Raw genomic sequence first — 24,272 nt, forward strand, 5'->3', positions numbered from 1 at the left:
TCCTTTACTACTTGACCGGCTGCAGCTGCGTCAGCACGTAGCCTGCCGCGATCGCACCCCAGGACGGCGGGAAGGCGTAGAGGTCTTCCTCGGTCGGCCAGCCCGTGTAGTCCTTCGTGTTGTAGAAGGTCTGCGTCGCGTTGATCACGAGCGGGATGTAGGGCAGGTCACGGACGATCTCGGTCTGAATCGTCGCGTACAGCTCCTTCTTCGTCGCCTCGTCGTTCGTGCTGATCGCCGACTGGATCGCGGTGTCGACGACCGGGTTGCTGTAACGGCTGAAGTTCCAACGGCCTGCCGGGACCTCCGTGCCGACGGGGCTCGTCGACTCGACGGCGGTGCCGCCGAACCAGTCGCGGTAGATCTGGAACGGGTCGGCGACGGACGTGCCGATCACACCACCCATGATCAGCTGGAAGTCGCCACCCTGACGGGAGTCGGAGAACTCCTGCCACTGCACGGTCGATGCCGTGATCTTGATGCCGGCCGCCTCTGCCTGCTCGGCGATCAGCTTCGCGGCGTCGTTGTAGTCGGTCCACCCGTCGACCGAGGTGAGCGTGAGCTCGAGCGGCACGCCACCCTTCTCGTAGATGCCGCTGGAGCCCTTGGTGTAGCCGGCGGCCTCGAGGATCGAACCGGCCTCGGCGGCGTTCGCCTCCTGCGGGCTGACCTCGTTGGCCGGATCGGCGAGCCACTTCTCGTCGCGCGGCAGCAGAGTGAACGCGGGAGAGATGTCGCCCGTCAGCCCGACGAACGCCTTGTCCTTGATGGTGGAGCGGTCGATCGCGACGTTGAGCGCCTGACGCACGGCGACGTCGGTCTGCGGACCGGTGCAGCCGAGGTCGGCGTTCGAGCAGGTGTAGAGAACCGTCGGGTCCTGGGGCGTGTTGATCCAGTCGATCTTGCCGTTGCCGGTCACGTCGTCCGGGTTCGGGATGAACATGCCGGTCCAGTCGAGCTTGCCGGCGGCGAGCAGATCCTGAGCGGTCTGGTTGTTGTCGACCGCGATGTACTGGACCTTCTTGATGCCGAGCTTGTCGGCATCACGGTAGTTCTCGTTGGCCACCAGCGTGTAGGACTCGCTCGTGGTCTTGTCGACGACGTAGGGGCCGGATCCGACGGGGTCCTCGTTCGTGAAGTTGGCGAAGTCCTTGACGTCTTTCCACACGTGCTCGGGGAGGATGTAGCTCGACCCCATCCGCTGGAATTCCGTGGTGTACTGCGCGGACGAGTAGGTCAGGACGGCGGTCGTGTCGTCGGTGGCCTCGGCGGAGACCAGACCGTTGCCTTCGGGGTTGTTGGCCTCGTAGTTGAACGAGAACGCCACGTCCTTGGCCGTGAGCGGCTCGCCGTCGCTCCACTTGAGGTCGGGCTTGATGGTCACGGTGATGACCGTGCCGTCCTCGTTGTACTCGAACGAGTCACCGATCAGGCCGACCGGCTCGGAGTCCGCGGTCTTGTTGTAGAAGAACAGCGGTTCGTAGATCGGTCCGAGCGCGCCATGGAGCACTGTCGGTGCGAACGGGTTGTAGTTCGCGGCGATCGGGGTCTGGCTGCCGGCCCAGACACGCAGGGCCCGGTCGCCATCGGCGTTGCCGCTGTCGCTGCCGCCACCACAGGCCGTGAGGCCCAGGGCGAGGACGGATGCTCCGGCAATCGCGGTGAGCGCAATCTTGCGCCTTCCGTTACGGATCATTTCTCTTGTTTCCTCTCGGTGCTGCACTGCAGGAGGGATCGCTCCGGATGGAGCAGAACCCCGGAGGTGGGGTTCCTGGGCCCTGGGAGGCAGCCGGCCGGCTCCTCCCGAAGGGGTTTGTTAGGACAGTAACCTAACAAACCCCGCCCCGCCGAACAAGCTTCCCTGCGCCCACGAGATAACGTTTCGGACTCGACGCGGACCGCCGTCATCTGCGCCCACTAAGTGTCCGAATGACACTAAGATCGGTCTCGGAGGTTAAGGTGTCCATGACTCAAACTAGCGACATCCGGGTCGCCGTCTCGACGGTCATCCTGACGTTGCGTCGCACGGACGACGGACGCGCGGTCCTCGCACTGCCCCTCGTGCGGCGCACCCGCGAGCCGTACGCCGATCAATGGGCTCTCCCCGGCGGCTGGCTCACCCCGACCGAATCGCCCGTCGACGCCTCGGCACGCACCCTGGCCGAGACCACAGGACTCTCCCCCAGCTACCTCGAGCAGCTCTACGCCTTCGGCGCCGTCGACCGCTCCCCCACCCGGGTCGTGTCGATCGTCTACTGGGCGCTGCTGCGACAGGACGATGTGACAGCGCAGAGCGCGGCGCATCGCGCGTCCGGTCACGCCCCCGAGAACGTGGAGTGGTTCGACATCGACGAGCTGCCGCAGCTGGCCTTCGACCACGCGAAGATCATCGAGTACGCGCTGTGGCGTCTGCGCAACAAGGTCGGCTACAGCCGCGTCGCCCAGGGATTCCTTCCTACGGAGTTCACCCTCGCCGAGCTGCGCGAAGCCTACGAGGCGATTCTCGGCCGCACCCTCGACCCCGCCAATTTCCGGCGTCAGGTGGAGGCCGCGGGCAACCTGCTCCCCACCGACCGGTTCCGCACCGGAAGCCACCGACCTGCACGTCTGTACCGCGACAACACCGACGTCGAGCTGGCCGATCGCGGCCCGCTCGGTCCCGAAGAAACGAGCACCCGATGAGTATCACCTTCGTCCCCGCGCCGGCCGTCCCGCCGCTGGACGCCTCGGTCGACCATGCGATCCAGGCCATCGTCAGCGGCGCGTCGACCGACGCCACGTGCACCACCGACCTCGCTGCCGGCCCGTGGGACTTCGACGCGCGACCGGGCTACGGACCCGGCTCTTCCATGGGCGACGTGATCCCGACGGGGGCGCCGCGTCAGGGAGAGCTGCCCACCGAGTACCGCGAGGCGACGGAGGAGGAGCTCGACAGACGGATCCGCGCCGCGAAGGCCACCCTCGGCGACCGCGTCGTGATCCTGGGCCATTTCTACCAGCGCGAGGAGGTCGTGCAGCATGCGGACTACGTCGGCGACTCGTTCCAGCTCGCGACCGCGGCCAAGGGACGGACGGATGCCGAAGCCATCGTGTTCTGCGGCGTGCACTTCATGGCCGAGACCGCCGATCTGCTCTCGCAGCCCGACCAGGCGGTGATCCTGCCCAACCTCGCCGCCGGATGCTCGATGGCGGACATGGCCGACATCGACCAGGTCGAGGACTGCTGGGAACAGCTCGAAGACGTGCTCGGCGACCTCGACGCCGTCGACGCCGACGGCCGCGTGCCGGTGATCCCGGTGACGTACATGAACTCCTCGGCGGCGATCAAGGGCTTCGTCGGACGGCACGGCGGGATCGTCTGCACCTCGTCCAACGCTGAGACCGTGCTCGAGTGGGCTTTCGAGCGTGGGCGCCGCGTGCTGTTCTTCCCCGACCAGCACCTGGGTCGGAACACCGCGAAGGCGATGGGCGTGCCGCTCGAACAGATGCCGATGTGGAACCCACGGCGAGCGCTCGGCGGATCCTCCGCCGCAGAGCTGCTCGACTCGCGCGTGATCCTGTGGCACGGCTTCTGCTCGGTGCACCGGCGCTTCACCGTCGGCCAGATCGACCAGGCCCGTGCCGAGCACCCCGGCGTGCGCGTGATCGTGCACCCCGAGTGCCCGATGGAGGTCGTCGACGCCGCGGATGAGGCCGGTTCGACCGAGTACATCCGCCGAGCGATCGACGCGGCCACCGAGCCGACCACGTTCGCGATCGGCACGGAGATCAACCTCGTCCGCCGGCTCGCCGCCCAGTACCCGCAGCACGAGATCTTCTGCCTCGACCCGGTGGTGTGCCCCTGCTCGACGATGTACCGCATCCACCCCGGATACCTGGCCTGGGTTCTGGAGGAGCTGGTGGCCGGCCGCACGCCGAACCGGATCACGGTCTCCGACGATGTGGCCGACCCCGCGCGTGTGGCGCTGGAGCGGATGCTCGCGGCGAGGCCTCCGGTGGTCGCGGGCGCGCGATGAACATCATCGTCGTCGGGTCGGGCATCGCGGGACTCACCGCGGCGCTTCATGCGCACGAGGCCGGACACGACGTGACGATCGTCACCAAGCGCGACCTCGGAGACGGCTGCACCGGGCTCGCTCAGGGTGGCGTCGCCGGGATCTACGGTCCGGACGACTCCGCCGCACTGCACGCCGCCGACACCCGAGACGCCGGTGCCGGGCTGTCGGACCGGGACGCCGTGCAGGTGCTGGTCACGGACGGAGCGGCACGGATCGCCGAGCTGATCGCACGCGGTGTCGGCTTCGATCGTGCGGTGGACGGCACTCTGCTGCTCGGGCGTGAGGCGGCCCACCGCCACGCCCGCATCGTGCACGCGGGAGGTGACGCCACGGGCGCGGCGATCTCCGCGGCGCTCGTCGCGTCCGTGCGGCGGACGGACATCCCCCTCGTCGAACATGCCTTCCTGGTCGACCTGCTGAGGCAGGAAGGCGCCGTGCGCGGAATCCGGATCCTCCTCGACGGTGAGGTCTCCGAGATCCCCGCCGATGCCGTCATCCTCGCCACCGGCGGCGCCGGCCACCTCTACGCGCACACGACGAACGCGGCGGGGACGACCGGAGACGGCATCGCCGCCGCGATACGGGCGGGCGCTGCGGTCGCCGACCTGGAGTTCGTCCAGTTCCATCCGACGATCCTGGCGAAGGGCCCCGCGTTCCTCATCTCCGAGGCGGTGCGCGGCGAGGGCGCGACACTGATCGACGACGACGCCCGTCGGTTCGTGTTCGACAGCCACCCCGACGGCGAGCTCGCACCGCGCGACGTGGTGGCGCGAGCGATCGCACGCCGCGCCACGGCTCAGGCCGCCCCGGTCAGGCTCGACGCCACGATGCTCGGTGCCGAGACCCTCGCGCGGAGGTTCCCCACGATCGATCGGGTGACCAGAGAACGCGGCTTCGACTGGGCCCGCGAACCGATCCCCGTGACGCCGGCCGCGCACTACCTGATGGGTGGCGTGGTCACCGACCTCGACGGCCGCACCACCGTGCCCGGCCTCTTCGCCGCGGGAGAGGTGGCACGCACCGGGGTGCACGGGGCAAATCGTCTGGCGTCGAACTCGCTGCTCGAAGGCGCGGTGTTCGGGGCCCGTGCGGCGGCGGCGTTGACGAGACCCTGGGCGGATGTCGCGCACGGCTCCCCTCAGGCCCGCCCCCGTGCGGAAGGGAGCCGCGGTGCGATCGCCCCCGCGTTCAGTCGCTCTGCGCTGCAGCGGCTGATGTGGGAGGACGTCGGACTGCTGCGGAACAGAGACGGTCTCTCCCGCGCGCTCGACGTCCTGCAGACCTGGACCGCGGAGAGCCCGGCGCCGACGACCGTGTCGGCGCACGAAGACGCGAATCTGCTGCTGCTCGCGCAGGCGACGGCCACCGCAGCGCTCGCCCGCACGGTATCCGTCGGCGCCCACCATCGTGTCGATGCGGCCGGAACCGCCGCCGATGCCTCTTCTCGCCTCCCCTCATCGATCCTGGAGCCCGTCTGATGCTGACCACCGCCACCATGAACCGCGTCGTCGGCGCGGCCCTCGAAGAAGACGCGCCCTGGGGGGACGTCACCAGTACCACGCTGCTGCCAGCGGATGCCACCGCGACCGCCGATCTCGTCGCCCGGGAACCCGGAGTCTTCAGTGGTGGAGAGGTCTTCGCCGCCGCGTTCCGGCTCACCGACGCGACTCTCGACATCGACCTGCACGTCGGTGACGGCGACGAGTTCGCCGCGGGCGACGTGCTCGCCTCGGTCTCGGGGTCGGCCCGCAGTGTGCTCACCGCAGAGCGCGTCGGCCTGAACTTCACGCAGCGGATGAGCGGTATCGCCACCCTCACCGCCGCGTACGTCGCCGCGATCGAGGGCACTGGTGCTCGCATCGCCGACACCCGCAAGACCACGCCGGGACTGCGGGCGTTCGAACGGCATGCGGTCGAATCGGGCGGCGGACACAACCACCGGTACTCGCTGTCGGATGCCGTGATGGCGAAGGACAACCACCTGGCCGTGCTCACGCGTTCGGGGCTCGACCTCGCGACGGCGCTCCGCGAGGCGCTGTCCCGCCTCCCGCACACGACCCACGTCGTCGTCGAGGTCGACCGGCTCGACCAGATCCCGGCCGTCCTCGACGGCGGTGCCCACACCGTGCTGCTCGACAACTTCTCGCTCGACGACCTGCGCGCGGGGGTGGCCCTCATCTCCGGCCGTGCCACGGTCGAGGCCTCGGGAGGCGTGAACCTCGACACGGTCGGCGACATCGCCCGCACCGGAGTCGACGTGATCTCGGTGGGGGCGCTGACACACTCCGCGCGCGCCCTCGATCTGGGCCTGGATCTGCGGATCGACTGACCGCGATGTCGCCCTCGGACCTGCCCCGCACCGGCATGCTCTACCTCGATCACGCCGCGACCTCCCCGGTACGACCGGAGGTGCTCGAAGCGATGCGGCCGTTCCTCTCCGGCGTGTTCGGAAACCCATCGAGCCATCACACGGCCGGCGAGGCCGCGGCGGGCGCGCTCGACGATGCCCGTGCACGGGTGGCGCGCGTGCTGGGGATGCGGACGGGCGACGTCGTGTTCACCGCCGGCGGCACCGAAGCGAACAACCTCGCGGTGAAGGGCATCATGCTCGCGGCTCTCGAGACGGGGCGGCGGCATCTGGTGACCTCGCCGATCGAGCACGAGTCGATCCTCGGATCCGCCGACTATCTACGACGCTTCCACGCCATCGAGGTCTCCCTCCTGCCCGTGGACTCGCGCGGACGGATCGACCCGGATGACCTGGCTGCGGCGATCAGGGACGACTCCGCTCTGATCTCGATCGGCCACGCCAACAACGAGATCGGCACCGTCCAGGATGTGTCGGCGCTCGCCGCCGTCGCCCGTGCCGCCCGCGTCCCCCTGCATCTGGATGCCGTGCAGTCGGCGGGATGGCTCCCTCTGGGTGATCTCGGCGCAGACGCGGTGTCGATCGCCGGCCACAAGCTCGGGGCTCCGAAAGGCATCGGTGCCCTGGCCGTCCGTGGGCGCGTGCCGGTGGAGCCGCTGCTGCACGGCGGCGGCCAGGAGCGCGGGAGACGCTCAGGCACCGAGAACGTCGCGGGCGCCGTCGCACTCGCGACGGCGCTGGAACTCGCCGAGACGGAACGCGTAACGGTTGCGGCGCAGGTCGGATCGGCGACCGCGCGGTTCATCACCCGGGTGCTCACGAGCATCCCCGATGCCACGCTCACCGGGGATTCCCGAGGCCGTCTGCCCGGAACGGCGAGCTTCACGTTCGCCGGCACCAGCGGGGAGTCGATTCTGCTCGAGCTGGAGCGCCGCGGGGTCATCTCGTCGAGCGGATCGGCATGCGCGGCGGGCAGCGACGAGCCGTCGCACGTGCTGCTCGCCTGCGGTGTGGCCCCCGAAGTGGCGCAGACCGCCGTACGTTTCACGTTCGATCGCGCGGCTCTGGCCCCGGATGCTCCCGAACGGCTGGCTGTGCTCGTCGCCGAGTCGGTGCGCGCGGCCCGCGGCTGAGCCACGGTCATAGACTCAGCAGGTGACTGCCTCCGCCCCGATCGTGACGCTGATCGTCCCCGGACGCGACATCGCGGCCTTCGCCCCCGCCGCTCTCGACTCGCTGCGCGCGCAGACCGAGTCACGATGGCGGGCGATCCTCATCGACGACGGCTCGACGGATGACACAGGAGCGATCTTCGACGCCGCCGCAGCCGAAGACCCCCGCTTCACGACGATCCGCCACGGGGCCTCCCGCGGTCTCGGCGCCGCGCGCAATGTCGGTCTGGAGCTCGTCGACACCCCGTACCTCGGTTTCCTCGACGGCGACGACGAACTGCTGCCGAACGCCCTCGCCCGCATGACGGAGACACTGGGCCGGACCGGAAGCGACTTCGTCGCCGGCGCCTACGTACGCTCGCGGGTCCGCGGTGACGGCTACGTCGCCGGCCGCGTGCAGCCCTGGGTCGCTGCGGCCACGTCTCCGGAGCGACTCGGCACGACCCTCGCCGCGCACCCCCTGGCGGTCTCGAACATCGTCGCCTGGTCGAAGGTGAGCCGCACCTCGTTCTGGCACGACCTGCGCTTCCCCGAGGGGGTCGCCTACGAAGACCAGGTGGTCGCGCAGCTCATGTACACCCGGGCACGCGCATTCGATGTGATCCCCGATGTGGTCGTGCGCTGGCGGCTCCGCGCCGATGGCACCTCGATCACTCAGGGCAAGGCACAGCTGCCGGTGCTGCGCGACTACCTCGCGGCCCTCCGCGGCGGCCTCCACGTGCTGCACGAGGCCGGTGCCCACGCCTCGGTGATCGCTCGCATCGAACTCATCCTCGCGATGGACGTCGCCTCGCTCCTCGAGATCGCCGAGAGCCATGCCGACCCGACCTACGCCGCCGAGGTCGACGCCTTCATCTCGGAGCTGCGGGCCCTCCCCGAGTTCGCCGACGCCGCGCCCGACCCCGCCATCGCCGCCGCGCTCGCGTGGTGATCCCCGCCCTCCGAACCCCTGACGGTGAACACATGAACGACTACCTTTCCTCCCTGTTCTCACTCGACGGTCGCACCGCCGTCGTCACCGGCGGCAGCTCCGGGATCGGCCGGGGGATCGCCACTGCACTCGCTCGCGCCGGAGCGTCGACGGTCATCGTCGCGCGCGGTGAGGATCGCGTCCGCGAGACGGTCGACGAGCTGCGCGCGCTCGGATGCCGCGCCCACGGCGTGATCGGCGACCTCAGCACGAGGGACGGGATCCACGCCGTCGGCGAAGCAGCGGCCGCACCGTTCGGCGCGCCCGACATCCTCGTCAACTCCGCCGGCATCAACATCCGCCCGCCGTTCGCGGAGATCACCGAAGACGACTGGGACGCGACGATGACAGTCAACGCCCTCGCGCCGTTCCTGCTCGGTCAGCGCTATGCGCAGGGCATGGCCGCACGCGGATACGGTCGACTCATTCACATCAGTTCCCAGCAGGCCCACCGCGCCTTCGTGGGCAGCGGCATCTACGGCGCGTCGAAAGGCGCGGTGGAATCGCTCATGCGCTCCGAGGCCGAGGCCTGGGGTGGCACCGGCGTCACCAGCAACACGCTCGTCCCCGGCTTCGTGCTCACCCCGTTGAACGCGCGGCTGCAGCAGGACCCGGAGAAGGTCGCGGAGCTCGCCGCGCGCACGATGATCGGGCGCAACGGTCTGCCGAGCGACTTCGCGGGAGCCGCGGTGTTCCTTGCCGGAGCCGGCTCGGCCTACGTCACCGGCCAGTCGCTGTTCGTCGACGGCGGCCTCTCGGTGCACTGACGCTCGCCGCCACGACGCCGCCTCAGGGTGCAGTACTCAGGGCTCAGGGCTCAGTACTCAGTGCTCAGGCGGGTAGACCCGTTCGTCCGGTCGAGGCTCGGCGAGCAGCGGCACCGCAGCGGTGATGGTCGCGACCGCATCCGCCCCGCGGAATCGGCGGGCGCCTTGTCCGCGCGGCGATCGGCGAGGGGTGCCACGGCGCCCCCGGTCGCTTCCTCCTCGACGGCGGCCTCGGTCTCGAGCACGCGCGACGCCGCTACCTGCTCGGCCGCGAGCTCGGCATACAGACCGCCGCGGGCGAGCAGTTCGACGTGCGAACCCGACTCGACGATGCGCCCGGCCTCCAGAACGTGGATCACGTCCGCGCCCATCACCGTCGAGAGCCGGTGGGCGATGGAGAGGGTCGTGCGCCCCTTCGCGGCCTCGTCGAGCGCCTCCTGCACCACGCGCTCCGAGACCGTGTCGAGTGCCGAGGTCGCCTCGTCGAGGAGCAGCACCGGAGGGTCTTTCAGCAGCACCCTGGCGATCGCGATGCGCTGTTTCTCGCCACCGGAGAGCCGGTAGCCGCGCTCCCCCACCACGGTGTCGTAGCCCTGCTCGAAGCCGGCGATGATGTGGTGGATGTTCGCGGCGGTGCAGGCGGCGATCAGTTCTTCCTCGGTCGCATCGGGCTTGGCGTAGCGCAGGTTCTCACGGATCGTGGCATGGAAGAGGTACGTCTCCTGCGACACGATGCCGACGTTGTCGATGATCGACTCCTGCGTGAGCGCGCGCACGTCGGCACCGGCGAACATCACGGCTCCTCCCTTCGCCTCGTACAGGCGAGGAGCCAGATACAGGATCGTGGTCTTGCCGGCGCCCGAGGGGCCCACGAACGCGACGTGCTGGCCGGGTTCCGCCACGAAGGACACTCCGTCGAGCGTCGGACGGGCGTCGGAGGACGCGTCCGGGTAGCGGAACACCACCCCGGCGAACTCCAGGCGTCCTCGCGGCCCGGGTGCGTCATCGACCGTGATCGCGTCGGGCGCATCCTGGATCTCGGGGACGAGGTCGAGGTATTCGAAGATGCGCGCGAACAGCGCCGACGACGTCTGCAGATCGAGCGACACCCGCATCAGACCCATCAACGGCATGAGCAGCCGCGCCTGCACCGTGGTGAACGCGACGACGGTTCCTGCGGTGATCGCCCCGGTGCCGCCGGCGATCAGGTATCCGGAGACGAGATAGATCACGGCAGGAACGCTGGCCATCAGCACCTGCACGACGGCGAAGAAACCCTGGCCGCTCATCGCCCGGCGCACCTGGAGGACCACCTGGTTGCGGTTCTCCGCCTGGTAGCGCTCCGACTCGGTGCGCTGGCGGTTGAAGGCCTTCGACAGCAGCATGCCCGAGACGCTCAGCGTCTCCTGCGTGATCGAGGTGAGCTCGGACAGCGATTCCTGCGTCTCTCCCGCGATACGTGCCCGCACCTGGCCCACCTTGCGCTGGACGAAGATCAGGAACGGCATCATGATCACGGCGATGAGCGTGAGACGCCAGTCGATCAGGATCATCGCGACGAGCGAGGCGATCACCGTGACGACGTTGCCCAGGATGCTGGTGACGGTGTTCGTCAGCACCCCGGAGACGCCACCCACGTCGTTCTGCAGGCGTGACTGGATGACGCCCGTCTTGGTGCGGGTGAAGAAGCCGAGTTCCATCGCCTGCAGGTGCTCGAACAGCTTCACACGCAGGTCGCCGGTGACGCTGTTGCCGACCGTTGCCGTGAGCCAGGTCTGGGCCACTCCGAGAGCGGCGGAGAGCAGGAAGAGACCGATCATGGCGGCGACGAGCCAGGCCAGCAGTTCGAGGTGCGGCCCTCCCCCGGCGACGGGGAACAGCGCATCGTCGAAGATCCGCTGCACGATCAGCGGCGGCACGACGGCTATCGCGGCGCCGATCACCACCAGGATGCCGGTGGAGAAGATACGCCAGCGATACGCGCGGAACAGCGAGACGACCCGCGCACCGAGGCCGTTGATCCGGGGGGCCTCGGCATTCAGCTTCCGCTGCGCGCTCTCGTCGACCCCGCGGAAGCCACCACCCCGCGGGCCACCGCCCATGCCGCCGCCCATGCTCATGGCGCCAGCGTACTCACGTGCGGGGACACCGAGGCCCGCGCCTCCGCCGTCGGCGGATATCTGTGAATTCGGAATGAAATGTCCGCGGCTGCCGTTACGCTGAGTGACTCTTGCGAACTCTCGCGATACTCCGTTTCTTCTTCGCCCTGGAGGCCGCCCATGTCTGCCGTCGATACCGGCTCCATCTCGACGACCCCCGCAGCGGCAGGGGGCGAGATCTCCCGCAAGGACATGCGGGTGATCTGGCTGCTACTGGTCGCCGCCTTCGTCGCCATCCTCAACGAGACCACGATGGGGATCGCGATCCCTCATCTGAACACCGACCTGGGCATTCCGCCCGAGCTCGGCCAGTGGCTCACGAGCGCCTTCATGCTCACCATGGCCGTGGTCATCCCGACCACCGGGTTCATCCTGCAGCGGTTCACGACGCGTCAGGTCTTCATCGCCGCGATGATCGCGTTCTCGCTCGGCACGCTCGTGGCGCTCGTCGCCCCCGGCTTCGCCGTGCTGCTCGTCGGCCGTGTGATCCAGGCGGCCGGTACCGGCATCATGATGCCGCTGCTCATGACGACGATCATGAACGTCGTGCCGCCGCAGTCCCGCGGTCGCATGATGGGCCGTGTCGGCCTCGTGATCTCGCTCGCTCCCGCCATCGGCCCGACCCTCGCGGGTGCGGTGCTCGAACTCGCCAGCTGGCGCGCGCTCTTCGGAATCATCCTCCCGATCTCCCTCATCGCCCTGTTCATGGGCGTCAAGTGGATGACGAACCTGGGTGAGACCCGCGCCGTGCCGCTCGACGTGCTGTCGATCCCGCTCGCGGCGCTCGGCTTCGGCGGCATCGTGTTCGGACTCAGCCAGTTCGGCGGCGAGGGCGGATCGGGCGAGACCGCCGGCATCATCTCGCTGGTGGTCGGCGCGGTGTCGCTCGGCCTGTTCGTCTGGCGTCAGGTCGTGTTGCAGCGCGTCGACGACGCGTTGCTCGATCTGCGCGTGTTCCGCTCCAGCAACTTCACGCTGTCGGTGATCATCATGTCGATCCTGGCGCTGTCGATGTTCGGCACGCTGACGCTGCTTCCGCAGTACCTGCAGAACGTCGCCGGTCTCAACCCGCTGCAGTCTGGCCTGATCCTGCTTCCGGGCTCGCTGCTCATGGGGCTGCTCGGGCCCGTCATGGGCCGTGTCTACGATGCGCGCGGCACGCGTCCGCTGCTCATCCCCGGCACGATCCTGGTCTCGGCGTCGCTCTTCTTCTACTCGACGGTGGGCGAGCACACCGTATGGTGGGTTCTCATCATCGTGCAGGCGGCGATGTCGGTCGGCCTGGCGATGTCGTTCACGCCGCTGTTCTCCGCCTCGCTCGGGTCGCTCCAGCGATCGCTGTACTCGCACGGTTCTGCGGTGCTGAACACGCTGCAGCAGGTCGGCGGCGCGGCCGGTGTCGCGCTGCTGCTGGTGACGTACTCTTCGATCCTGCACGCGGGCGAGCAGGAGGGGCTGTCGACCGCGGTCGCCGGCGCTCCCGGCGCCCGCATGGCGTTCCTCATCGCGGCGATCATCTCGCTCGCGGCAGTGGCGCTCAGCCCGTTCGTCCGCAAGCCCGCCGACGATGCCGGCGAGGGTTTCCACGGCGGTCACTGACCCTCCGTAGACGGCCTGCGATGGCGTCTGCCGCTTACTCGCTCTTCGGGGCGGGGAACTGGCAGACGCCATTGCTGCAATAGCCGGCAGCATCGCCCTCGAGCAGATTCAGAGAGTCCAGGAGCGGCTGCAGCCCGACGGGCGCTTCCTGCTGCACGGAGTACTGCTGCGTTTTCTTCATCCCTCGATCGTACGCCCGCCCGGAGGCGGTGGCGCCGAACCTGCCCGGTGGGCGTCGACAGCGGGCGAACAGCTGTTCTCCCCTACGGTTGATCCATGCTCACACGACTCCTCGCCCGCATCTTCTGGGCGTTCAGCAGATGGACGCTCGTGAGCGAGGCCGCGCCGACGCGCCCGACCGTGCTCGTGGGCGCGCCCCACACGTCGAACTGGGATTTCGTCCTGATGCTCGCCATCGCCTGGAAGCTCGATATCGACGTGCACTGGCTGGGGAAGAAGAGCCTCTTCCACGGCTGGCGACGGCCGATCATGCGTCGCCTCGGCGGCATCCCCGTCGACCGCGCCGATCCGGCACGCGTGGTGAAAGACGTCGTGAGCCAGGTCCACGACGGCACGGTCTTCGGCCTGGTGGTCACCCCGGATGGCACCCGCGGCGGCAACGAGTACTGGAAATCGGGCTTCTACCGGATCGCGCGAGAGACGGGCATGCCGGTGACGCTCGGGTTCGTCGATCGGACGACCATGACCACGGGACTCGGGCCGACGATCGACCTGACCGGCGATGTCGCGTCGGACATGGACCGGATCCGCGCGTTCTACGCCGACAAGGCCGGCGTGCGCCCGGAACGACGCACCGAACCGCGGCTACGTGAAGAGGATGCGGCTACGACCGAGACCGACGACGCGTAAGCAGCCGAGCCGTGCACGCAGGAGGTCATTCCTCGTGCTCGGCGTGCGAGCGGGCGTACTCGAGGTCGTCGTCGCTCAGCGACTCCACCATCCCGACCACGGCGCCGGTGATGACGCGGATCTCCTCGCGCACCTCCTCTTCCAGGTGCGGGGTCTTGCTGTCGAGCACCGCCCGGCGCCCGTCTTCCGAGAGTTCGGACCACCAGTCGCGAATCGGCGGGAGCGTCATCGTGCCTTCTTTCGTTCTGCGGGTGCACGCGTCTGGACAGCACCGGAGTGCGGAATCCACACTGAGACCATGACATCAGAACCATCTGGTCGTGGGGACGGTCTCGACGACCGTGCCGACGGACGCGACGAGACCGCGAATGAACGGGCGGATCGCAACTGGGACGAGCTGTTGCAGGAGTTGCGCGTCATGCAGACCGGTACGCAGATCCTCACCGGATTCCTCCTCGCCGTCGCCTTCCAGCCGCGTTTCACCGACATGGACGAGCTCCAGCGAGATCTGTACGTCGTCCTCGTCGCTCTCGCTGCGGTGGCGACCATCCTCGCACTCGCGCCGGTGGGGATGCATCGTGCACTTTTCGGCCGCCGTCGCAAGCCCGACCTCGTCCGCATCGCCGCCCGGATCGTCCGTATCGACCTGGTCGTCATCGGTGCCCTGACCATCGGCGTGACGACCCTGATCGTCGATTTCACGGTGGACCGTACGGCGGGGATCATCGCTCTCATCGCAGCGGTCGTGCTGGTGGTATCCCTGTGGGTGGCGCTGCCCCGCGTCATGCGGGGCCGTCCTCTCGTCCGCGGAGCCGCCGACGAGTGACGGCGACTCCGCGGACGCGAGAGGGCTCAGCGACCCGCCGGACTCCGGTTCTCCGCACTGACCATCCACGCGAACTGCTCGAGCCGCTCGATGATGGCGTGCAGGAGGTCGGCCGAGGTCGGGTCCTCTTCGTCGACGGCGTCGTGCACGTCGCGCACCGTTCCCACCGCGGCCTCGAGGCGCTCGGTGATCAGGTCGATGGTCTCCGTCGTCGACACCTCCCCCGCAGGGAACTCGGGAAGCGACGTCGTCTTCGCGATGGTCGCGCTGCGCCCGTCGGGGACGGCGTGCAGTGCACGCATGCGCTCCGCGATCGTGTCGCTGAAGGCCCGCGCATCGTCGATGATCTCGTCGAGCTGGCGATGCGTGTCGCGGAAGTTGCGTCCGACGACGTTCCAGTGCGCCTGCTTTCCTTGGATCGCGAGATCAAGCAGGTCGACGAGCACCGCCTGCAGGTTGTTCGCGAGCGTCGTCGAGGCGGTGAACCCCTTCTCCGCGTTCTGCTGCCTGGTCGTCTTCGCCGCGCCCTTCGTCGAGCCGCCGGTCTTCGTGGTCTTGCTTTCAGCCATGGTGTGACCTCCTGCCGGTGACGCTAGCCGGGGCGGAGACGCGCGGCGAGGGGGTTGACACCGTGGGGAGGCGACCCGGAATGTGGCTCGGGTGAATGACGCAGACAACGTGAAAGCAGACTCCGTGCACGCAGAAGCCGTGAACGAAGATCCGAGCAGAACCCGGCCGGAGATCGTGATCTCCCCGATCGGCGACGAGGATGCCGGCGAGGTGCTGACCGTGCAGCGCGCCGCCTTCGTCTCGGAGGCCGCGATCTACGGGAGCGTCGACATGCCGCCTCTGACGCAGACGCTCTCCGAGCTGGAGGCGGAGCTGCGGTCCGAGTCCGGGCTGACGGCGCGCATCGACGGGCGCCTCGTCGGTGCCATCCGCTACGTCGAGAAGGATGGTCTGCTCCTGATCGGCAGGATCGCGATCGCCCCCGATATGCAGGGCGAGGGAATCGGGAGGCTGCTGCTCGAGAGCGCCGAGAAGGCCTCGGGCGCAGACGTCGCCGAGCTGTTCACCGGAAGCCTGAGCGAGGCGAACATCCGCCTGTACGAGTCGTGCGGCTATGAGGAGCATGAGCGGGTGCCCGACGGCGACGGCACCGCGCAGGTGTTTCTGCGCAAGAACCTGCGAGCAGGGTAAGAGCCTCCTCCGAATCCGCGCAAGGGGGTTGAGACGATCTCCGAGGTCCGGCATCGTGGCCCGGACATGCCGCGACCGTGGCATGCCCCAACCGGAAGGAGAGTCTCGTGCTCACCCTCACCGACAACGCCTCCGCCATCGTGACGACCCTTGTCAGCCGTCAGACCGACGCACCGGATGCCGGGCTCCGCATCCACTCCACCGAGGCCCAGGGCCCCGAGGGCGGTGCACGCCTCGCCGTGCTCGTCGCCGCGGACCCTGAGCCGCAGGACCAGGTCGTGGAGGTCGCCGGCACCCGGCTGTTCCTCGATGAGTCGGCGGCCGCTGCACTCGACGACAAGATCCTCGATGCCGGCGTCGACGACGAAGGCTCCGTGTCCTTCGCCGTCACCCCTCAGGTCGCCTGACCGAAGGATTCCGGATGCCGCGGCCGATGGGGTCGCGGCATCCGTCTGTCTGCACCGCGTAACCTGGAAGAAGCTCGCACACCCGTGCGAACACTGGAAAGGCCACCGTGAAGATCTCCCTGCTCCGCCGCTTCGTCGTCCTCGCGGAGGAACTGCATTTCCCGCGTGCGGCGGAGAAGCTCGGCATCCCGCTGGCTTCCCTCTACACGTCGATCGACAAGCTCGAAGCCGAGGTCGGTCATCCGATCGTCCATCGCGAGGGCCCGACCCGGCTCACCCCTGTCGGCGAACTCCTCCTCGTCGAAGCGAAGGCAGAGGTCGCCGCGGCTCCGGAGCCGGTGCGCAATGCGCCCGCCCCGGCCGGAGGAAAGGCCAAAGCATCGAAGGGCAGGGGCCGCACGCCCGCGGTGAAGGGGCAGCCGAAGCCGTACAAGAAGCGTCAGGGTCGGTAGCGGGTCACGTCGCTCGGCGAGGGCCTCTGGGCGAGGTGCTCAGTCCCAGTCGAGGTACTCCTCGATGACCACGGCGGTCTCGATCGGGTGCGTCATCGGGAACATGTGATCGGCCCCGTCGATGCTCTTCACGCTCGCACGCTCCGGCGCCGTCGACTGCAGCTGCTCACCGTTGGCGAACGGAGCGTCGATGTCCTTCGTGCCCTGGATGATCAGGATCGGCATCACCGGCGCGAGCGGAATGTCATTCTCTTCGACAGCAAGCAGGGCCAGGCCGTTCACGCGATCGGCGTGGGCCAGAGCGAAGGCCCGTGCGACGGTGCCGCCGAAGCCATGGCCGCCGATCCACGTGTCGCCCAGTCCGACGTGATCGATCACGGCGAGTACGTCTTCGACCCGATCCTCCAGCGAGGCCTCTTCATGCTTGACCTCGGCGCGATGACCGATGCGCAGCACGTGGAAGCCCGCCTCCTCGGCGAGGTAGTGCGCGACGACGCCGAGAACATCAGCCGCCAGATCGCGCTCCTGGATCAGGACGAGCTTGACGGGACCGTCGCCCTCGTCGACGAAGGGGATCGCGCGGCCGTCGGGCTCGAAGATCTGGGTGTCGGTCATCGGCGTCAATCTCCTCGTGCCGTCAGGGTCAGGAACTCCGGCGGAACGTCCACGGTGGACGCCAGCGACCGAACCGCGGCCGAAGCCGCCATGTTCCAGCGTATCCCGACCCGGCGGTCAGCGAGACGTTCCGGCAGCGGCGTCGTCGAGACGCGACTCCGAGACTTCGACTCCCGAATCTCGCGGAGAGCGGCGGCGCCCCGCGAGAAAGGCGAGTCCACCAGCTAGGAGGCACAGCCCGTTCAGCAGGCATGCGGTGATCACCAGAGGCGCCAACGTTCCCTCGTAGCGAGCCCACAGCACGAGAGGCGAGATGATCGAGACGCCGGCGAGCGCGAGCGCCGCCCGGCGAGAGAAAGGGAGGATACCGCGCTTCACGAATAGGCGGATACTGAGCACGAACATCACCAGGACGATGACTGCTGCGCACCCGATCACCGCGATGGCCGATATCTCTCGGGGAACCGGTCCGCGCTTCGCTATTCCGAAGCTCGCAATGAGCATGATGACGGAGGCGACCGGCAGAGACCACTCCGCGAACTCGATGACTGGATCGCCGCGCCGGATGGGCGGTCGGTGGATGGCCCGCCACCGTCGCCGGGACATTGCCGCTTCGACGTCTGCACCGTCTACCGAGGCCGGACGGTCCTCAGACCCGCGATGTCGTGGCATGGCTCAGCGCGAAGTCAGATGCTCGGGCCGCGGCTTCTCCCCCGCGACGACCGAGAGTGCCGAGTAGTAACGCCTGCCGACCTCCACCGCCGTGATCGCACGCAATTTGTAGCCGAGGGGTGCGGGGTGCCACGTGCCGTCGGGGCGAACCTCGTGGAGATACACGTACCGACCGGTGATCGTGTCCAGGGTCCCGATCCACGTCGCGCGACGTTCCGTCTCCTTCTGGATGCCCAGTAGATTGTCGCTGCCACCCAGTTCTCTGATCAGACCCGCTGTCGTCTCGAGGTCGACCTCAGGCGTGTACGTAGGTGGCCACTCGGGGAGCGTCTTGGCGAACGCCGCTGCCACGGACTCGTCGTCGGTGATCCGCTGCGCATCCTGCACCCGGAAGGCGATCAGGCCGTCGAAGTATCCGCCGTCGACCGTCTGCGCCATCAACGCCCACTTCGCTCCCACGCGCAGCACGAAGCCTTCGAGATGGTCGGCATACTTCGGCTTCCGCTCCACTCTCACGAGCGTCGTGGCAGTCATCGCCCGGAGCAGACGTGCCCGTGCCTTCTTGGGCTTCATGATCGGCCTCTGATCAGCGACCGATGGGCTGGCCGCTCAGAGCCGAGAAGAACAGCGTGGCCCAGAGGATGAAGAACAACACGAAGAACACGGTGCCGATCGCTCCGATCACCAGCGCCCACCGGGCGAGACCGGCTCCGGACTCGGTGTTGCCCGGGGTCCGCAGCTGCCGCAGAGCGAAAACTCCGAGGATGACGCCCGCGACAGGCATGACGAATGCGGCGATGAAGCCGATGAGCGCCAGCATGTTCGTGCGCGGCGCTGTGGTGGGCGAGGTCATGAAGGCCTTCTGATCGTAGACGTCACCCCGAGCGCTGGTGGCTCATGGCGAGGAGCTCCACGACGTCGCCGTCCGGCATCCTGAGCGATATTCTGGCGGGTTCCCACGGTCGTCCGCAACATCGGGCGTCCACACCGTCATACCTCGACGACCTGCCCCGCCTCCACCCGCCACTGCCGGTCGGTCTGCACGGTCGCGAGCATCCGACGGTCGTGGGTGACCAGCAGCAGGGTGCCCTCGTAGGACTCGAGCGCCTGTTCGAGCTGCTCGATCGCGGGCAGGTCGAGGTGGTTCGTCGGCTCGTCGAGCACGAGCAGGTTGACGCCCCGCGCCTGCAGCAACGCCAGTCCGGCGCGGGTGCGCTCCCCCGGCGACAGTTCGTCGACAGCGCGCATCACGTGATCGGCCTTGAGTCCGAACTTCGCGAGAAGAGTACGGACTTCGCCGGACGCCATCTCCGGCACGAGCCCCTCGAAGGCGACCGCGAGCGGCTGCGTGCCGACGAGCTGGGCGCGGGCCTGGTCGATCTCGCCGATCTGCACACTCGCACCGAGACTCGCCGTGCCCTCGTCCGGAAGCTGCCGCCCGAGCAGCCCGCGCAGCAGCGTCGACTTCCCCGCGCCATTGGGGCCGGTGATGCCGATCCGCTCCCCCACGTTCACCTGGAGCGACACGGGTCCGAGCTGGAAGCTCCCCTGCCGGAACACGGCCGAGCTCAGTGTCGACACGACCGAGCTGGAGCGCGGTGCCGAGCCGATGGTGAACTCGAGCTGCCACTCCTTGCGCGGCTCTTCGACCTCTTCGAGCCGGGCGATCCTGCTCTCCATCTGACGCACCTTCTGCGCCTGCTTCTCACTCGACTCGGCCGACGCCTTGCGTTTGATCTTGTCGTTGTCCGGAGCCTTCTTCATCGCGTTGCGCACACCCTGGCTCGACCACTCGCGCTGGGTCCGGGCACGAGCGACGAGGTCGGCCTTCTTGTCTGCGAACTCGTCGTACTTCTCGCGCTGGTGTCGACGGACCGTGGCCCGCTCCTCCAGGTACGCGTCATAACCACCGCCGAATACGCGGTTGCTGTTCTGCGCGAGATCGAGTTCCAGCACACGGGTCACGCAGCGCGCGAGGAACTCGCGGTCGTGGCTGACCACGACGACACCGCCGCGGAGTCCGCGCACGAAGGCCTCCAGCCGCTCGATCCCGTCGAGGTCGAGGTCGTTGGTCGGTTCGTCCAGCAGGGCGATGTCGAAACGCGAGAGCAGGAGTGCGGCGAGACCGACGCGGGCGGCCTGTCCGCCGGAAAGCGACGTCATCATCGCTGAGGCCGGGTCGGCGCCGAGGTCGAGTCCGAGGTCGGCGAGCGCCACCGGAAGTCGCTCGTCGAGGTCGGCGGCACCGCTCGCCAGCCAGCGGTCCAGCGCGACGGAGTAGGTGTCGGCAGGATCGGTGCCCGGCGCGGCGAGAGACGGGTCCCCCAGGGCCGCTGCGGCAGCATCCATGGCTTCGGTCGCGGCCGCGCAGCCGGTGCGACGGCCGATGTAGTCGACGATGCTCTCTCCGACGATGCGCTCGTGCTCCTGCGGCAGCCAGCCGACGAAGGCATCCGCCGGTGAGAGCCGGATCGTGCCGGCCTGGGGCTCGTCGACACCGGCCAGCAGCTTCAGAAGGGTCGACTTCCCCGCCCCGTTCGCCCCGACGAGGCCGACGACGTCACCCGCCGTGACGGTCAGGTCGAGGGAATCGAACAGGGTGCGGTGGCCGTACCCGCCGGCCAGCCCTTGGGCCACGAGTGTTGCGGTCATCCGTCAATCCTGTCACCCGTGCGGGTCGTGCGCAGACGCGGGCCGTCAGTGGGCGCCGATGCGTTGTCTCTCGAGTCGGCGTGTCAGCACGAGCGCGATGGTGAGCGGCACGGCAGCGACGACACCGAAGGAGATGTCGATGAGCTGCCAGCCGAACGGAAGACCCCTGATCGCCCCGGCGATGAGGGCCAGCGGAACGATGCCCGCGCACATGATCAGACCCCAGATGGTCACCCAGACGTTGCGGACCGGATCGATGAGCGGCCCGACGAAAGCGACCGCGATGGCCAGGTGGGCGAACGCCAGCCAGTCCGTGCCGTAGGCGAGGAACGGGTACTCGGTGCCGGTGACCTCGAGCCCCTCAGCGACCCGTTGCACCCAGGACGCGAGGTCGGGGAAGACCGCGCTGAGGCCCGTGTTGTTCAGGACGTCGCGTCCGAGCATCAGTTCTTCGCGCAGAGGGAAGGCGGTGACCCCGCTTACCACGAGCCCGACGATGACGATGATCAGGCAGATGCGGATGAGGAACATGCGTCGCAACGACGGCGGCGTCGATTCGCCTACCTGCTCATGCGTCCCCGGGAGGCGTTTCGCAGCGATGCTCTCGGGGTCGAACTCGGGCCAATGAGTGCGGACGAATGGGATCAGCTCCGCGGGCTCGACCCATTCGATGCCCCACTCCGACCACTCGGCGATAGTCTCGGCCTCCGGTGGCCAGTACGAATCCTCGCACTCTCCCTCGTGCGATTCGTCCCACGGCTTGTGGTGCAGCTCCCAGATTCCGTCGAGGGGGATAGCGAGGACGGCACGGCCGGCGAGATCACCTTTCGTCGCCCGTCCACCGCCGGTTGACCGTGTCTCCAGCGGAGTCACTACTGCCATCTGTTCCTCATCCTGGAGCTCCAGCTACCCTGTCAGCCGCGGCGCCGTCGGCTCCTCATCGCCACGGAACGGGAGAGGTGTTCACTTCCAACTCCCTCGCCATTTCCGCCACTGTACATAGGACAGGCCTCCCGCCAACGCGATCATTCCGACGGGGACGAACGGCTCGATAGCGACTCCGAAGGAGGTGTGAACGATCTTGTCGTCGTCGCTGTTGCCGATCCCCGAGGGATGATACTGCGCCTCCGCCGTCCCGTCTGAGTCCGGAGCACCGTCGAGGTAGACGTCATCGAGTTGGACCGTGCCGTCGTGACTCACCCAGGTGCCGACGCTTCTGCAACCGAAACGCGTCTTCTCGGTACAGGATTCCTCAGTGAACGTGCCCCAGTACCGGGTCTCGTCCGCGTTCAAGAGGGCGACCCCGAGGGACAAGCCGACGATCGCCACGGTGCCCATCAGGAGAAAGAACAGCACTCTCGCCGTGTTCATGGAGAATGTCCCCACGCGGCCAACCCAAGAGCGCGGTCTATGCCTCACGCGCACCGCTACCCCCAGCTGTGGTCGGAATCAGTGCCCGACATCCGCCCACCAGCGGCGTTCCCGATGCAAAGCTCGACAACGTCGTGGGATCCCATGAGCGGATCACCGCAGCCCTCGGTTGTTGAGGCAGAGCGCCACGACGTCGTCGCCTCTCAGGTTGTCTCGCTCAGTTGTTGAAGCGGAACTCCACCACGTCGCCATCCTGCATGACGTAGTCCTTGCCTTCGAGGCGGGCCTTGCCCTTGGCGCGGGCCTCGACGACGGATCCGGTCTCGACCAGGTCTTCGAACGAGACGATCTCGGCCTTGATGAAGCCCTTCTCGAAGTCGGTGTGGATGACACCGGCCGCCTGAGGCGCCTTCGCCCCCTTGGGGATCGTCCAGGCGCGAGCTTCCTTCGGCCCAGCCGTGAGGTACGTCTGCAGGCCGAGCGTGTCGAACCCGATGCGGGCGAGCTGGTCGAGGCCGGACTCGTCCTGGCCGGTCGAAGCCAGCAGTTCCGCCGCATCCTCCGGGTCGAGGTCGATCAGTTCCGATTCGATCTTCGCGTCGAGGAAGATGGCCTTCGCCGGGGCGACGAGGGCGGCGAGCTCCGCCTTGCGCGCGTCGTCGGTCAGCACGGCCTCGTCGACGTTGAAGACGAAGATGACGGGCTTCGCGGTGAGCAGACCCAGCTCGCGGATGGGCGTCAGGTCGATGCCGGCGACCGAGAGCAGCACGCCGCGCTCCAGCGCATCCTTCGCCGCATTCGCAGTCTCGAGCACGACAGGCTCGATCTTCTTGCCGCGGACTTCCTTCTCGTACCGGGCGATCGCCTTGTCGACGGTCTCCAGGTCGGCGAGCATGAGCTCGGCGTTGATCGTCTCCATGTCGGATGCCGGGTTGACCGTGCCGTCGACGTGCACGACGTCGTCGTCGGCGAAGCCGCGAACGACCTGCGCGATGGCGTCGGCCTCACGGATGTTGGCCAGGAACTTGTTGCCCAGGCCCTCCCCCTCGCTCGCACCGCGCACGATGCCGGCGATGTCGACGAACGACACGGCGGCGGGGAGGATCCGCTCGCTGCCGAAGATCTCCGCGAGCTTCTCCAGACGCGGATCGGGCAGGTTCACCACGCCGACGTTGGGCTCGATCGTCGCGAACGGATAGTTCGCCGCGAGCACGTCGTTCTTGGTGAGTGCGTTGAAGAGGGTGGACTTGCCGACGTTGGGCAGGCCGACGATGCCGATAGTGAGAGCCACGGGGCACGAGTCTACCTGGCCGGTGCCCGGCGATCCTGCGGGGCTGTGCGTCAGTCGCGGACGGCGCGGTACGCACGGGTCACGTACGGAAGGTCGATGGTCGCATCGCCATGCAGGTCGAGCTCATCGAAGAGGGCGTCGAGCTCCCGGCGGATGCGCTCCTTCTCCTCGTCAGGGGCGGTGATGATGTAGCTCCGCGATGCCGCCATCCGGTGCAGCACGTCGCGGGTGACGGGGCGGACCCATTCCCAGCGTTCCTGCTCGAGCGGCCCGAACGGCGCGGCGACGACCGGATCTCCCTCGGCGAGCATGATCTCGGCGTGACTGCCGTGCATGATCTCGGTGAGCCTGCGGACCCACTCGACACGATCGTCGCGGATGTTCCAGATGAGGCCGAGCACTCCCCCGCTGCGTACGGTGCGCCCGATCTCCGCGGAGCCGGCGACCGGATCCACCCAGTGCCAGGCTTGCCCCAGCACGACGGCGTCGACGCTCGCGTCCGGAAGCGGCAGCTGCTCCGCGGACCCGACGAAGGTGGGCACCCCCGGAACCGCAGCGCGGAGCGTGGCGAGCATCTCCGGGTCGGGGTCGACCGCGACGACCTCGGCGTCTGGAGCCTGCGAGAGGACGCGCGTGAGCTTGCCCGTTCCCGCGCCGACATCGGCGACGCGACGGGAATCCGCGGGCATCCGCTCGAGCATCCACGCCACCGCCTCGAACGGATAGTCGGGCCGTCCGGCCTCGTAATCCCCGGCCTGCGCTCCGAACGACGTCGCCATGTCCTCAGCCATGTCGCCAGCATACGGCGAGTCTCCGACCCCTC

Annotated in this window: 27 protein-coding genes; 13 read left to right on the plus strand and 14 right to left on the minus strand. The window is 68.3% G+C overall.

Annotated elements, in window-relative coordinates:
- Positions 1-7: 7 nt before the first annotated feature.
- A complete protein-coding gene (locus tag MST3598_RS11705) occupies positions 8-1,696 on the minus strand; it encodes an ABC transporter substrate-binding protein (RefSeq protein WP_029260355.1) in 1,689 nt (562 codons plus the stop codon).
- Between the two features lie 269 nt (positions 1,697-1,965).
- Here MST3598_RS11705 and MST3598_RS11710 point away from each other — a divergent pair, with 269 nt between their 5' ends.
- Genes MST3598_RS11710 through MST3598_RS11740 form a run of 7 tightly spaced genes read left to right on the plus strand, consistent with a single transcriptional unit; the run spans position 1,966 to position 9,335 of the window.
- The gene (locus MST3598_RS11710; protein WP_029260356.1) at positions 1,966-2,682 is read left to right on the plus strand and encodes an NUDIX hydrolase; all 717 of its coding nucleotides are present in this window, start codon (positions 1,966-1,968) and stop codon (positions 2,680-2,682) included.
- On the plus strand, positions 2,679-4,016 hold the full coding sequence (gene nadA, locus MST3598_RS11715) for a quinolinate synthase NadA (protein ID WP_021199584.1): 1,338 nt from the start codon (positions 2,679-2,681) through the stop codon (positions 4,014-4,016). Before MST3598_RS11710 ends, nadA begins: the two co-directional genes overlap by 4 nt.
- The gene (gene nadB / locus MST3598_RS11720; protein ID WP_029260358.1) at positions 4,013-5,536 is read left to right on the plus strand and encodes an L-aspartate oxidase; all 1,524 of its coding nucleotides are present in this window, start codon (positions 4,013-4,015) and stop codon (positions 5,534-5,536) included. The genes nadA and nadB overlap by 4 nt, the downstream gene beginning before the upstream one ends.
- Positions 5,536-6,387 (plus strand): carboxylating nicotinate-nucleotide diphosphorylase, encoded by an 852-nt coding sequence (nadC, locus tag MST3598_RS11725; RefSeq protein ID WP_021199582.1) that lies wholly within the window; start codon positions 5,536-5,538, stop codon positions 6,385-6,387. The genes nadB and nadC overlap by 1 nt, the downstream gene beginning before the upstream one ends.
- Positions 6,388-6,422: 35 nt before the next feature.
- A complete protein-coding gene (locus tag MST3598_RS11730; protein ID WP_029260359.1) occupies positions 6,423-7,559 on the plus strand; it encodes a cysteine desulfurase family protein in 1,137 nt (378 codons plus the stop codon).
- A 22-nt stretch (positions 7,560-7,581) separates the two neighbouring features.
- Positions 7,582-8,529, plus strand: a complete 948-nt coding sequence (locus tag MST3598_RS11735; RefSeq protein ID WP_036271863.1) for a glycosyltransferase family 2 protein — start codon at positions 7,582-7,584, stop codon at positions 8,527-8,529.
- A gap of 32 nt (positions 8,530-8,561) precedes the next feature.
- On the plus strand, positions 8,562-9,335 hold the full coding sequence (locus tag MST3598_RS11740; protein WP_029260361.1) for an SDR family NAD(P)-dependent oxidoreductase: 774 nt from the start codon (positions 8,562-8,564) through the stop codon (positions 9,333-9,335).
- Positions 9,336-9,385: 50 nt separating this feature from the next.
- Here MST3598_RS11740 and MST3598_RS11745 read toward each other — a convergent pair whose 3' ends face one another.
- On the minus strand, positions 9,386-11,455 hold the full coding sequence (locus MST3598_RS11745) for an ABC transporter ATP-binding protein (RefSeq protein ID WP_096359588.1): 2,070 nt from the start codon (positions 11,453-11,455) through the stop codon (positions 9,386-9,388).
- 159 nt (positions 11,456-11,614) lie between these two features.
- Between MST3598_RS11745 and MST3598_RS11750 the strand changes: the two genes are divergently transcribed.
- Positions 11,615-13,093, plus strand: a complete 1,479-nt coding sequence (locus MST3598_RS11750) for an MDR family MFS transporter (RefSeq protein WP_029260363.1) — start codon at positions 11,615-11,617, stop codon at positions 13,091-13,093.
- A 34-nt stretch (positions 13,094-13,127) separates the two neighbouring features.
- On the opposite strand, the gene MST3598_RS18540 is transcribed toward MST3598_RS11750, so the two are convergent.
- Positions 13,128-13,274, minus strand: a complete 147-nt coding sequence (locus MST3598_RS18540; RefSeq protein WP_168436346.1) for a hypothetical protein — start codon at positions 13,272-13,274, stop codon at positions 13,128-13,130.
- Between the two features lie 95 nt (positions 13,275-13,369).
- Here MST3598_RS18540 and MST3598_RS11755 point away from each other — a divergent pair, with 95 nt between their 5' ends.
- Complete coding sequence (locus tag MST3598_RS11755; protein ID WP_029260364.1) at positions 13,370-13,963, plus strand: 1-acyl-sn-glycerol-3-phosphate acyltransferase; 594 nt, start codon at positions 13,370-13,372, stop codon at positions 13,961-13,963.
- Positions 13,964-13,988: 25 nt separating this feature from the next.
- Here MST3598_RS11755 and MST3598_RS11760 read toward each other — a convergent pair whose 3' ends face one another.
- The gene (locus tag MST3598_RS11760; protein ID WP_021199574.1) at positions 13,989-14,192 is read right to left on the minus strand and encodes a hypothetical protein; all 204 of its coding nucleotides are present in this window, start codon (positions 14,190-14,192) and stop codon (positions 13,989-13,991) included.
- Between the two features lie 69 nt (positions 14,193-14,261).
- Here MST3598_RS11760 and MST3598_RS11765 point away from each other — a divergent pair, with 69 nt between their 5' ends.
- Positions 14,262-14,789 carry a DUF6328 family protein gene (locus tag MST3598_RS11765; RefSeq protein ID WP_029260365.1) on the plus strand — a complete coding sequence of 176 codons (528 nt, stop codon included), beginning with the start codon at positions 14,262-14,264 and terminating at the stop codon, positions 14,787-14,789.
- Between the two features lie 26 nt (positions 14,790-14,815).
- On the opposite strand, the gene MST3598_RS11770 is transcribed toward MST3598_RS11765, so the two are convergent.
- On the minus strand, positions 14,816-15,358 hold the full coding sequence (locus MST3598_RS11770) for a Dps family protein (protein ID WP_021199572.1): 543 nt from the start codon (positions 15,356-15,358) through the stop codon (positions 14,816-14,818).
- 139 nt (positions 15,359-15,497) lie between these two features.
- On the opposite strand from MST3598_RS11770, the gene MST3598_RS11775 reads away from it, so the two are divergent.
- From MST3598_RS11775 to MST3598_RS11785, 3 genes are all read left to right on the plus strand, one after another.
- Entirely contained in the window at positions 15,498-15,989 is a 492-nt protein-coding gene (locus MST3598_RS11775) for a GNAT family N-acetyltransferase (RefSeq protein ID WP_081859748.1), read from the plus strand.
- Between the two features lie 107 nt (positions 15,990-16,096).
- Entirely contained in the window at positions 16,097-16,396 is a 300-nt protein-coding gene (locus MST3598_RS11780) for a hypothetical protein (protein ID WP_017828684.1), read from the plus strand.
- A 107-nt stretch (positions 16,397-16,503) separates the two neighbouring features.
- The gene (locus MST3598_RS11785; protein ID WP_029260367.1) at positions 16,504-16,848 is read left to right on the plus strand and encodes a helix-turn-helix domain-containing protein; all 345 of its coding nucleotides are present in this window, start codon (positions 16,504-16,506) and stop codon (positions 16,846-16,848) included.
- Between the two features lie 39 nt (positions 16,849-16,887).
- Here MST3598_RS11785 and MST3598_RS11790 read toward each other — a convergent pair whose 3' ends face one another.
- The 9 genes from MST3598_RS11790 to MST3598_RS11830 form a co-directional block, all read right to left on the minus strand.
- Entirely contained in the window at positions 16,888-17,463 is a 576-nt protein-coding gene (locus MST3598_RS11790) for an alpha/beta fold hydrolase (protein WP_029260368.1), read from the minus strand.
- A gap of 117 nt (positions 17,464-17,580) precedes the next feature.
- Positions 17,581-18,069, minus strand: coding sequence for a hypothetical protein (locus MST3598_RS11795; protein WP_029260369.1), 489 nt, complete (start codon positions 18,067-18,069; stop codon positions 17,581-17,583).
- A gap of 69 nt (positions 18,070-18,138) precedes the next feature.
- Complete coding sequence (locus MST3598_RS11800; protein WP_029260370.1) at positions 18,139-18,708, minus strand: hypothetical protein; 570 nt, start codon at positions 18,706-18,708, stop codon at positions 18,139-18,141.
- A 13-nt stretch (positions 18,709-18,721) separates the two neighbouring features.
- A complete protein-coding gene (locus MST3598_RS11805; RefSeq protein ID WP_029260371.1) occupies positions 18,722-18,988 on the minus strand; it encodes a DUF4190 domain-containing protein in 267 nt (88 codons plus the stop codon).
- Between the two features lie 137 nt (positions 18,989-19,125).
- Positions 19,126-20,787, minus strand: coding sequence for an ABC-F family ATP-binding cassette domain-containing protein (locus tag MST3598_RS11810; RefSeq protein WP_029260372.1), 1,662 nt, complete (start codon positions 20,785-20,787; stop codon positions 19,126-19,128).
- Between the two features lie 45 nt (positions 20,788-20,832).
- Positions 20,833-21,669, minus strand: coding sequence for a hypothetical protein (locus tag MST3598_RS18670; protein ID WP_231494485.1), 837 nt, complete (start codon positions 21,667-21,669; stop codon positions 20,833-20,835).
- Between the two features lie 81 nt (positions 21,670-21,750).
- Positions 21,751-22,173 carry a hypothetical protein gene (locus MST3598_RS11820; RefSeq protein ID WP_136025413.1) on the minus strand — a complete coding sequence of 141 codons (423 nt, stop codon included), beginning with the start codon at positions 22,171-22,173 and terminating at the stop codon, positions 21,751-21,753.
- A 202-nt stretch (positions 22,174-22,375) separates the two neighbouring features.
- Positions 22,376-23,449 carry a redox-regulated ATPase YchF gene (gene ychF, locus MST3598_RS11825; RefSeq protein ID WP_029260375.1) on the minus strand — a complete coding sequence of 358 codons (1,074 nt, stop codon included), beginning with the start codon at positions 23,447-23,449 and terminating at the stop codon, positions 22,376-22,378.
- 50 nt (positions 23,450-23,499) lie between these two features.
- Positions 23,500-24,240: a class I SAM-dependent methyltransferase gene (locus MST3598_RS11830; RefSeq protein WP_096359590.1), complete on the minus strand. Its 741-nt coding sequence runs from the start codon at positions 24,238-24,240 to the stop codon at positions 23,500-23,502.
- Between the last annotated feature and the right edge of the window lie 32 nt (positions 24,241-24,272).

It is taken from the genome of Microbacterium sp. TPU 3598 (assembly GCF_002356155.1).
GTDB classification, from domain to species: Bacteria; Actinomycetota; Actinomycetes; order Actinomycetales; family Microbacteriaceae; genus Microbacterium; species Microbacterium maritypicum_A.

Bases quoted from the DNA above. Each gene is read 5' to 3' on its own strand.
- MST3598_RS11705 (WP_029260355.1), bottom strand. From the start codon at position 1,696: ATGATCCGTAACGGAAGGCGCAAGATTGCGCTCACCGCGATTGCCGGA.
- MST3598_RS11710 (WP_029260356.1), top strand. From the start codon at position 1,966: ATGACTCAAACTAGCGACATCCGGGTCGCCGTCTCGACGGTCATCCTG.
- nadA (WP_021199584.1), top strand. From the start codon at position 2,679: ATGAGTATCACCTTCGTCCCCGCGCCGGCCGTCCCGCCGCTGGACGCC.
- nadB (WP_029260358.1), top strand. From the start codon at position 4,013: ATGAACATCATCGTCGTCGGGTCGGGCATCGCGGGACTCACCGCGGCG.
- nadC (WP_021199582.1), top strand. From the start codon at position 5,536: ATGCTGACCACCGCCACCATGAACCGCGTCGTCGGCGCGGCCCTCGAA.
- MST3598_RS11730 (WP_029260359.1), top strand. From the start codon at position 6,423: ATGCTCTACCTCGATCACGCCGCGACCTCCCCGGTACGACCGGAGGTG.
- MST3598_RS11740 (WP_029260361.1), top strand. From the start codon at position 8,562: ATGAACGACTACCTTTCCTCCCTGTTCTCACTCGACGGTCGCACCGCC.
- MST3598_RS11745 (WP_096359588.1), bottom strand. From the start codon at position 11,455: ATGAGCATGGGCGGCGGCATGGGCGGTGGCCCGCGGGGTGGTGGCTTC.
- MST3598_RS11750 (WP_029260363.1), top strand. From the start codon at position 11,615: ATGTCTGCCGTCGATACCGGCTCCATCTCGACGACCCCCGCAGCGGCA.
- MST3598_RS18540 (WP_168436346.1), bottom strand. From the start codon at position 13,274: ATGAAGAAAACGCAGCAGTACTCCGTGCAGCAGGAAGCGCCCGTCGGG.
- MST3598_RS11755 (WP_029260364.1), top strand. From the start codon at position 13,370: ATGCTCACACGACTCCTCGCCCGCATCTTCTGGGCGTTCAGCAGATGG.
- MST3598_RS11760 (WP_021199574.1), bottom strand. From the start codon at position 14,192: ATGACGCTCCCGCCGATTCGCGACTGGTGGTCCGAACTCTCGGAAGAC.
- MST3598_RS11765 (WP_029260365.1), top strand. From the start codon at position 14,262: ATGACATCAGAACCATCTGGTCGTGGGGACGGTCTCGACGACCGTGCC.
- MST3598_RS11770 (WP_021199572.1), bottom strand. From the start codon at position 15,358: ATGGCTGAAAGCAAGACCACGAAGACCGGCGGCTCGACGAAGGGCGCG.
- MST3598_RS11790 (WP_029260368.1), bottom strand. From the start codon at position 17,463: ATGACCGACACCCAGATCTTCGAGCCCGACGGCCGCGCGATCCCCTTC.
- MST3598_RS11795 (WP_029260369.1), bottom strand. From the start codon at position 18,069: ATGTCCCGGCGACGGTGGCGGGCCATCCACCGACCGCCCATCCGGCGC.
- MST3598_RS11800 (WP_029260370.1), bottom strand. From the start codon at position 18,708: ATGAAGCCCAAGAAGGCACGGGCACGTCTGCTCCGGGCGATGACTGCC.
- MST3598_RS11805 (WP_029260371.1), bottom strand. From the start codon at position 18,988: ATGACCTCGCCCACCACAGCGCCGCGCACGAACATGCTGGCGCTCATC.
- MST3598_RS11810 (WP_029260372.1), bottom strand. From the start codon at position 20,787: ATGACCGCAACACTCGTGGCCCAAGGGCTGGCCGGCGGGTACGGCCAC.
- MST3598_RS18670 (WP_231494485.1), bottom strand. From the start codon at position 21,669: ATGGCAGTAGTGACTCCGCTGGAGACACGGTCAACCGGCGGTGGACGG.
- MST3598_RS11830 (WP_096359590.1), bottom strand. From the start codon at position 24,240: ATGGCTGAGGACATGGCGACGTCGTTCGGAGCGCAGGCCGGGGATTAC.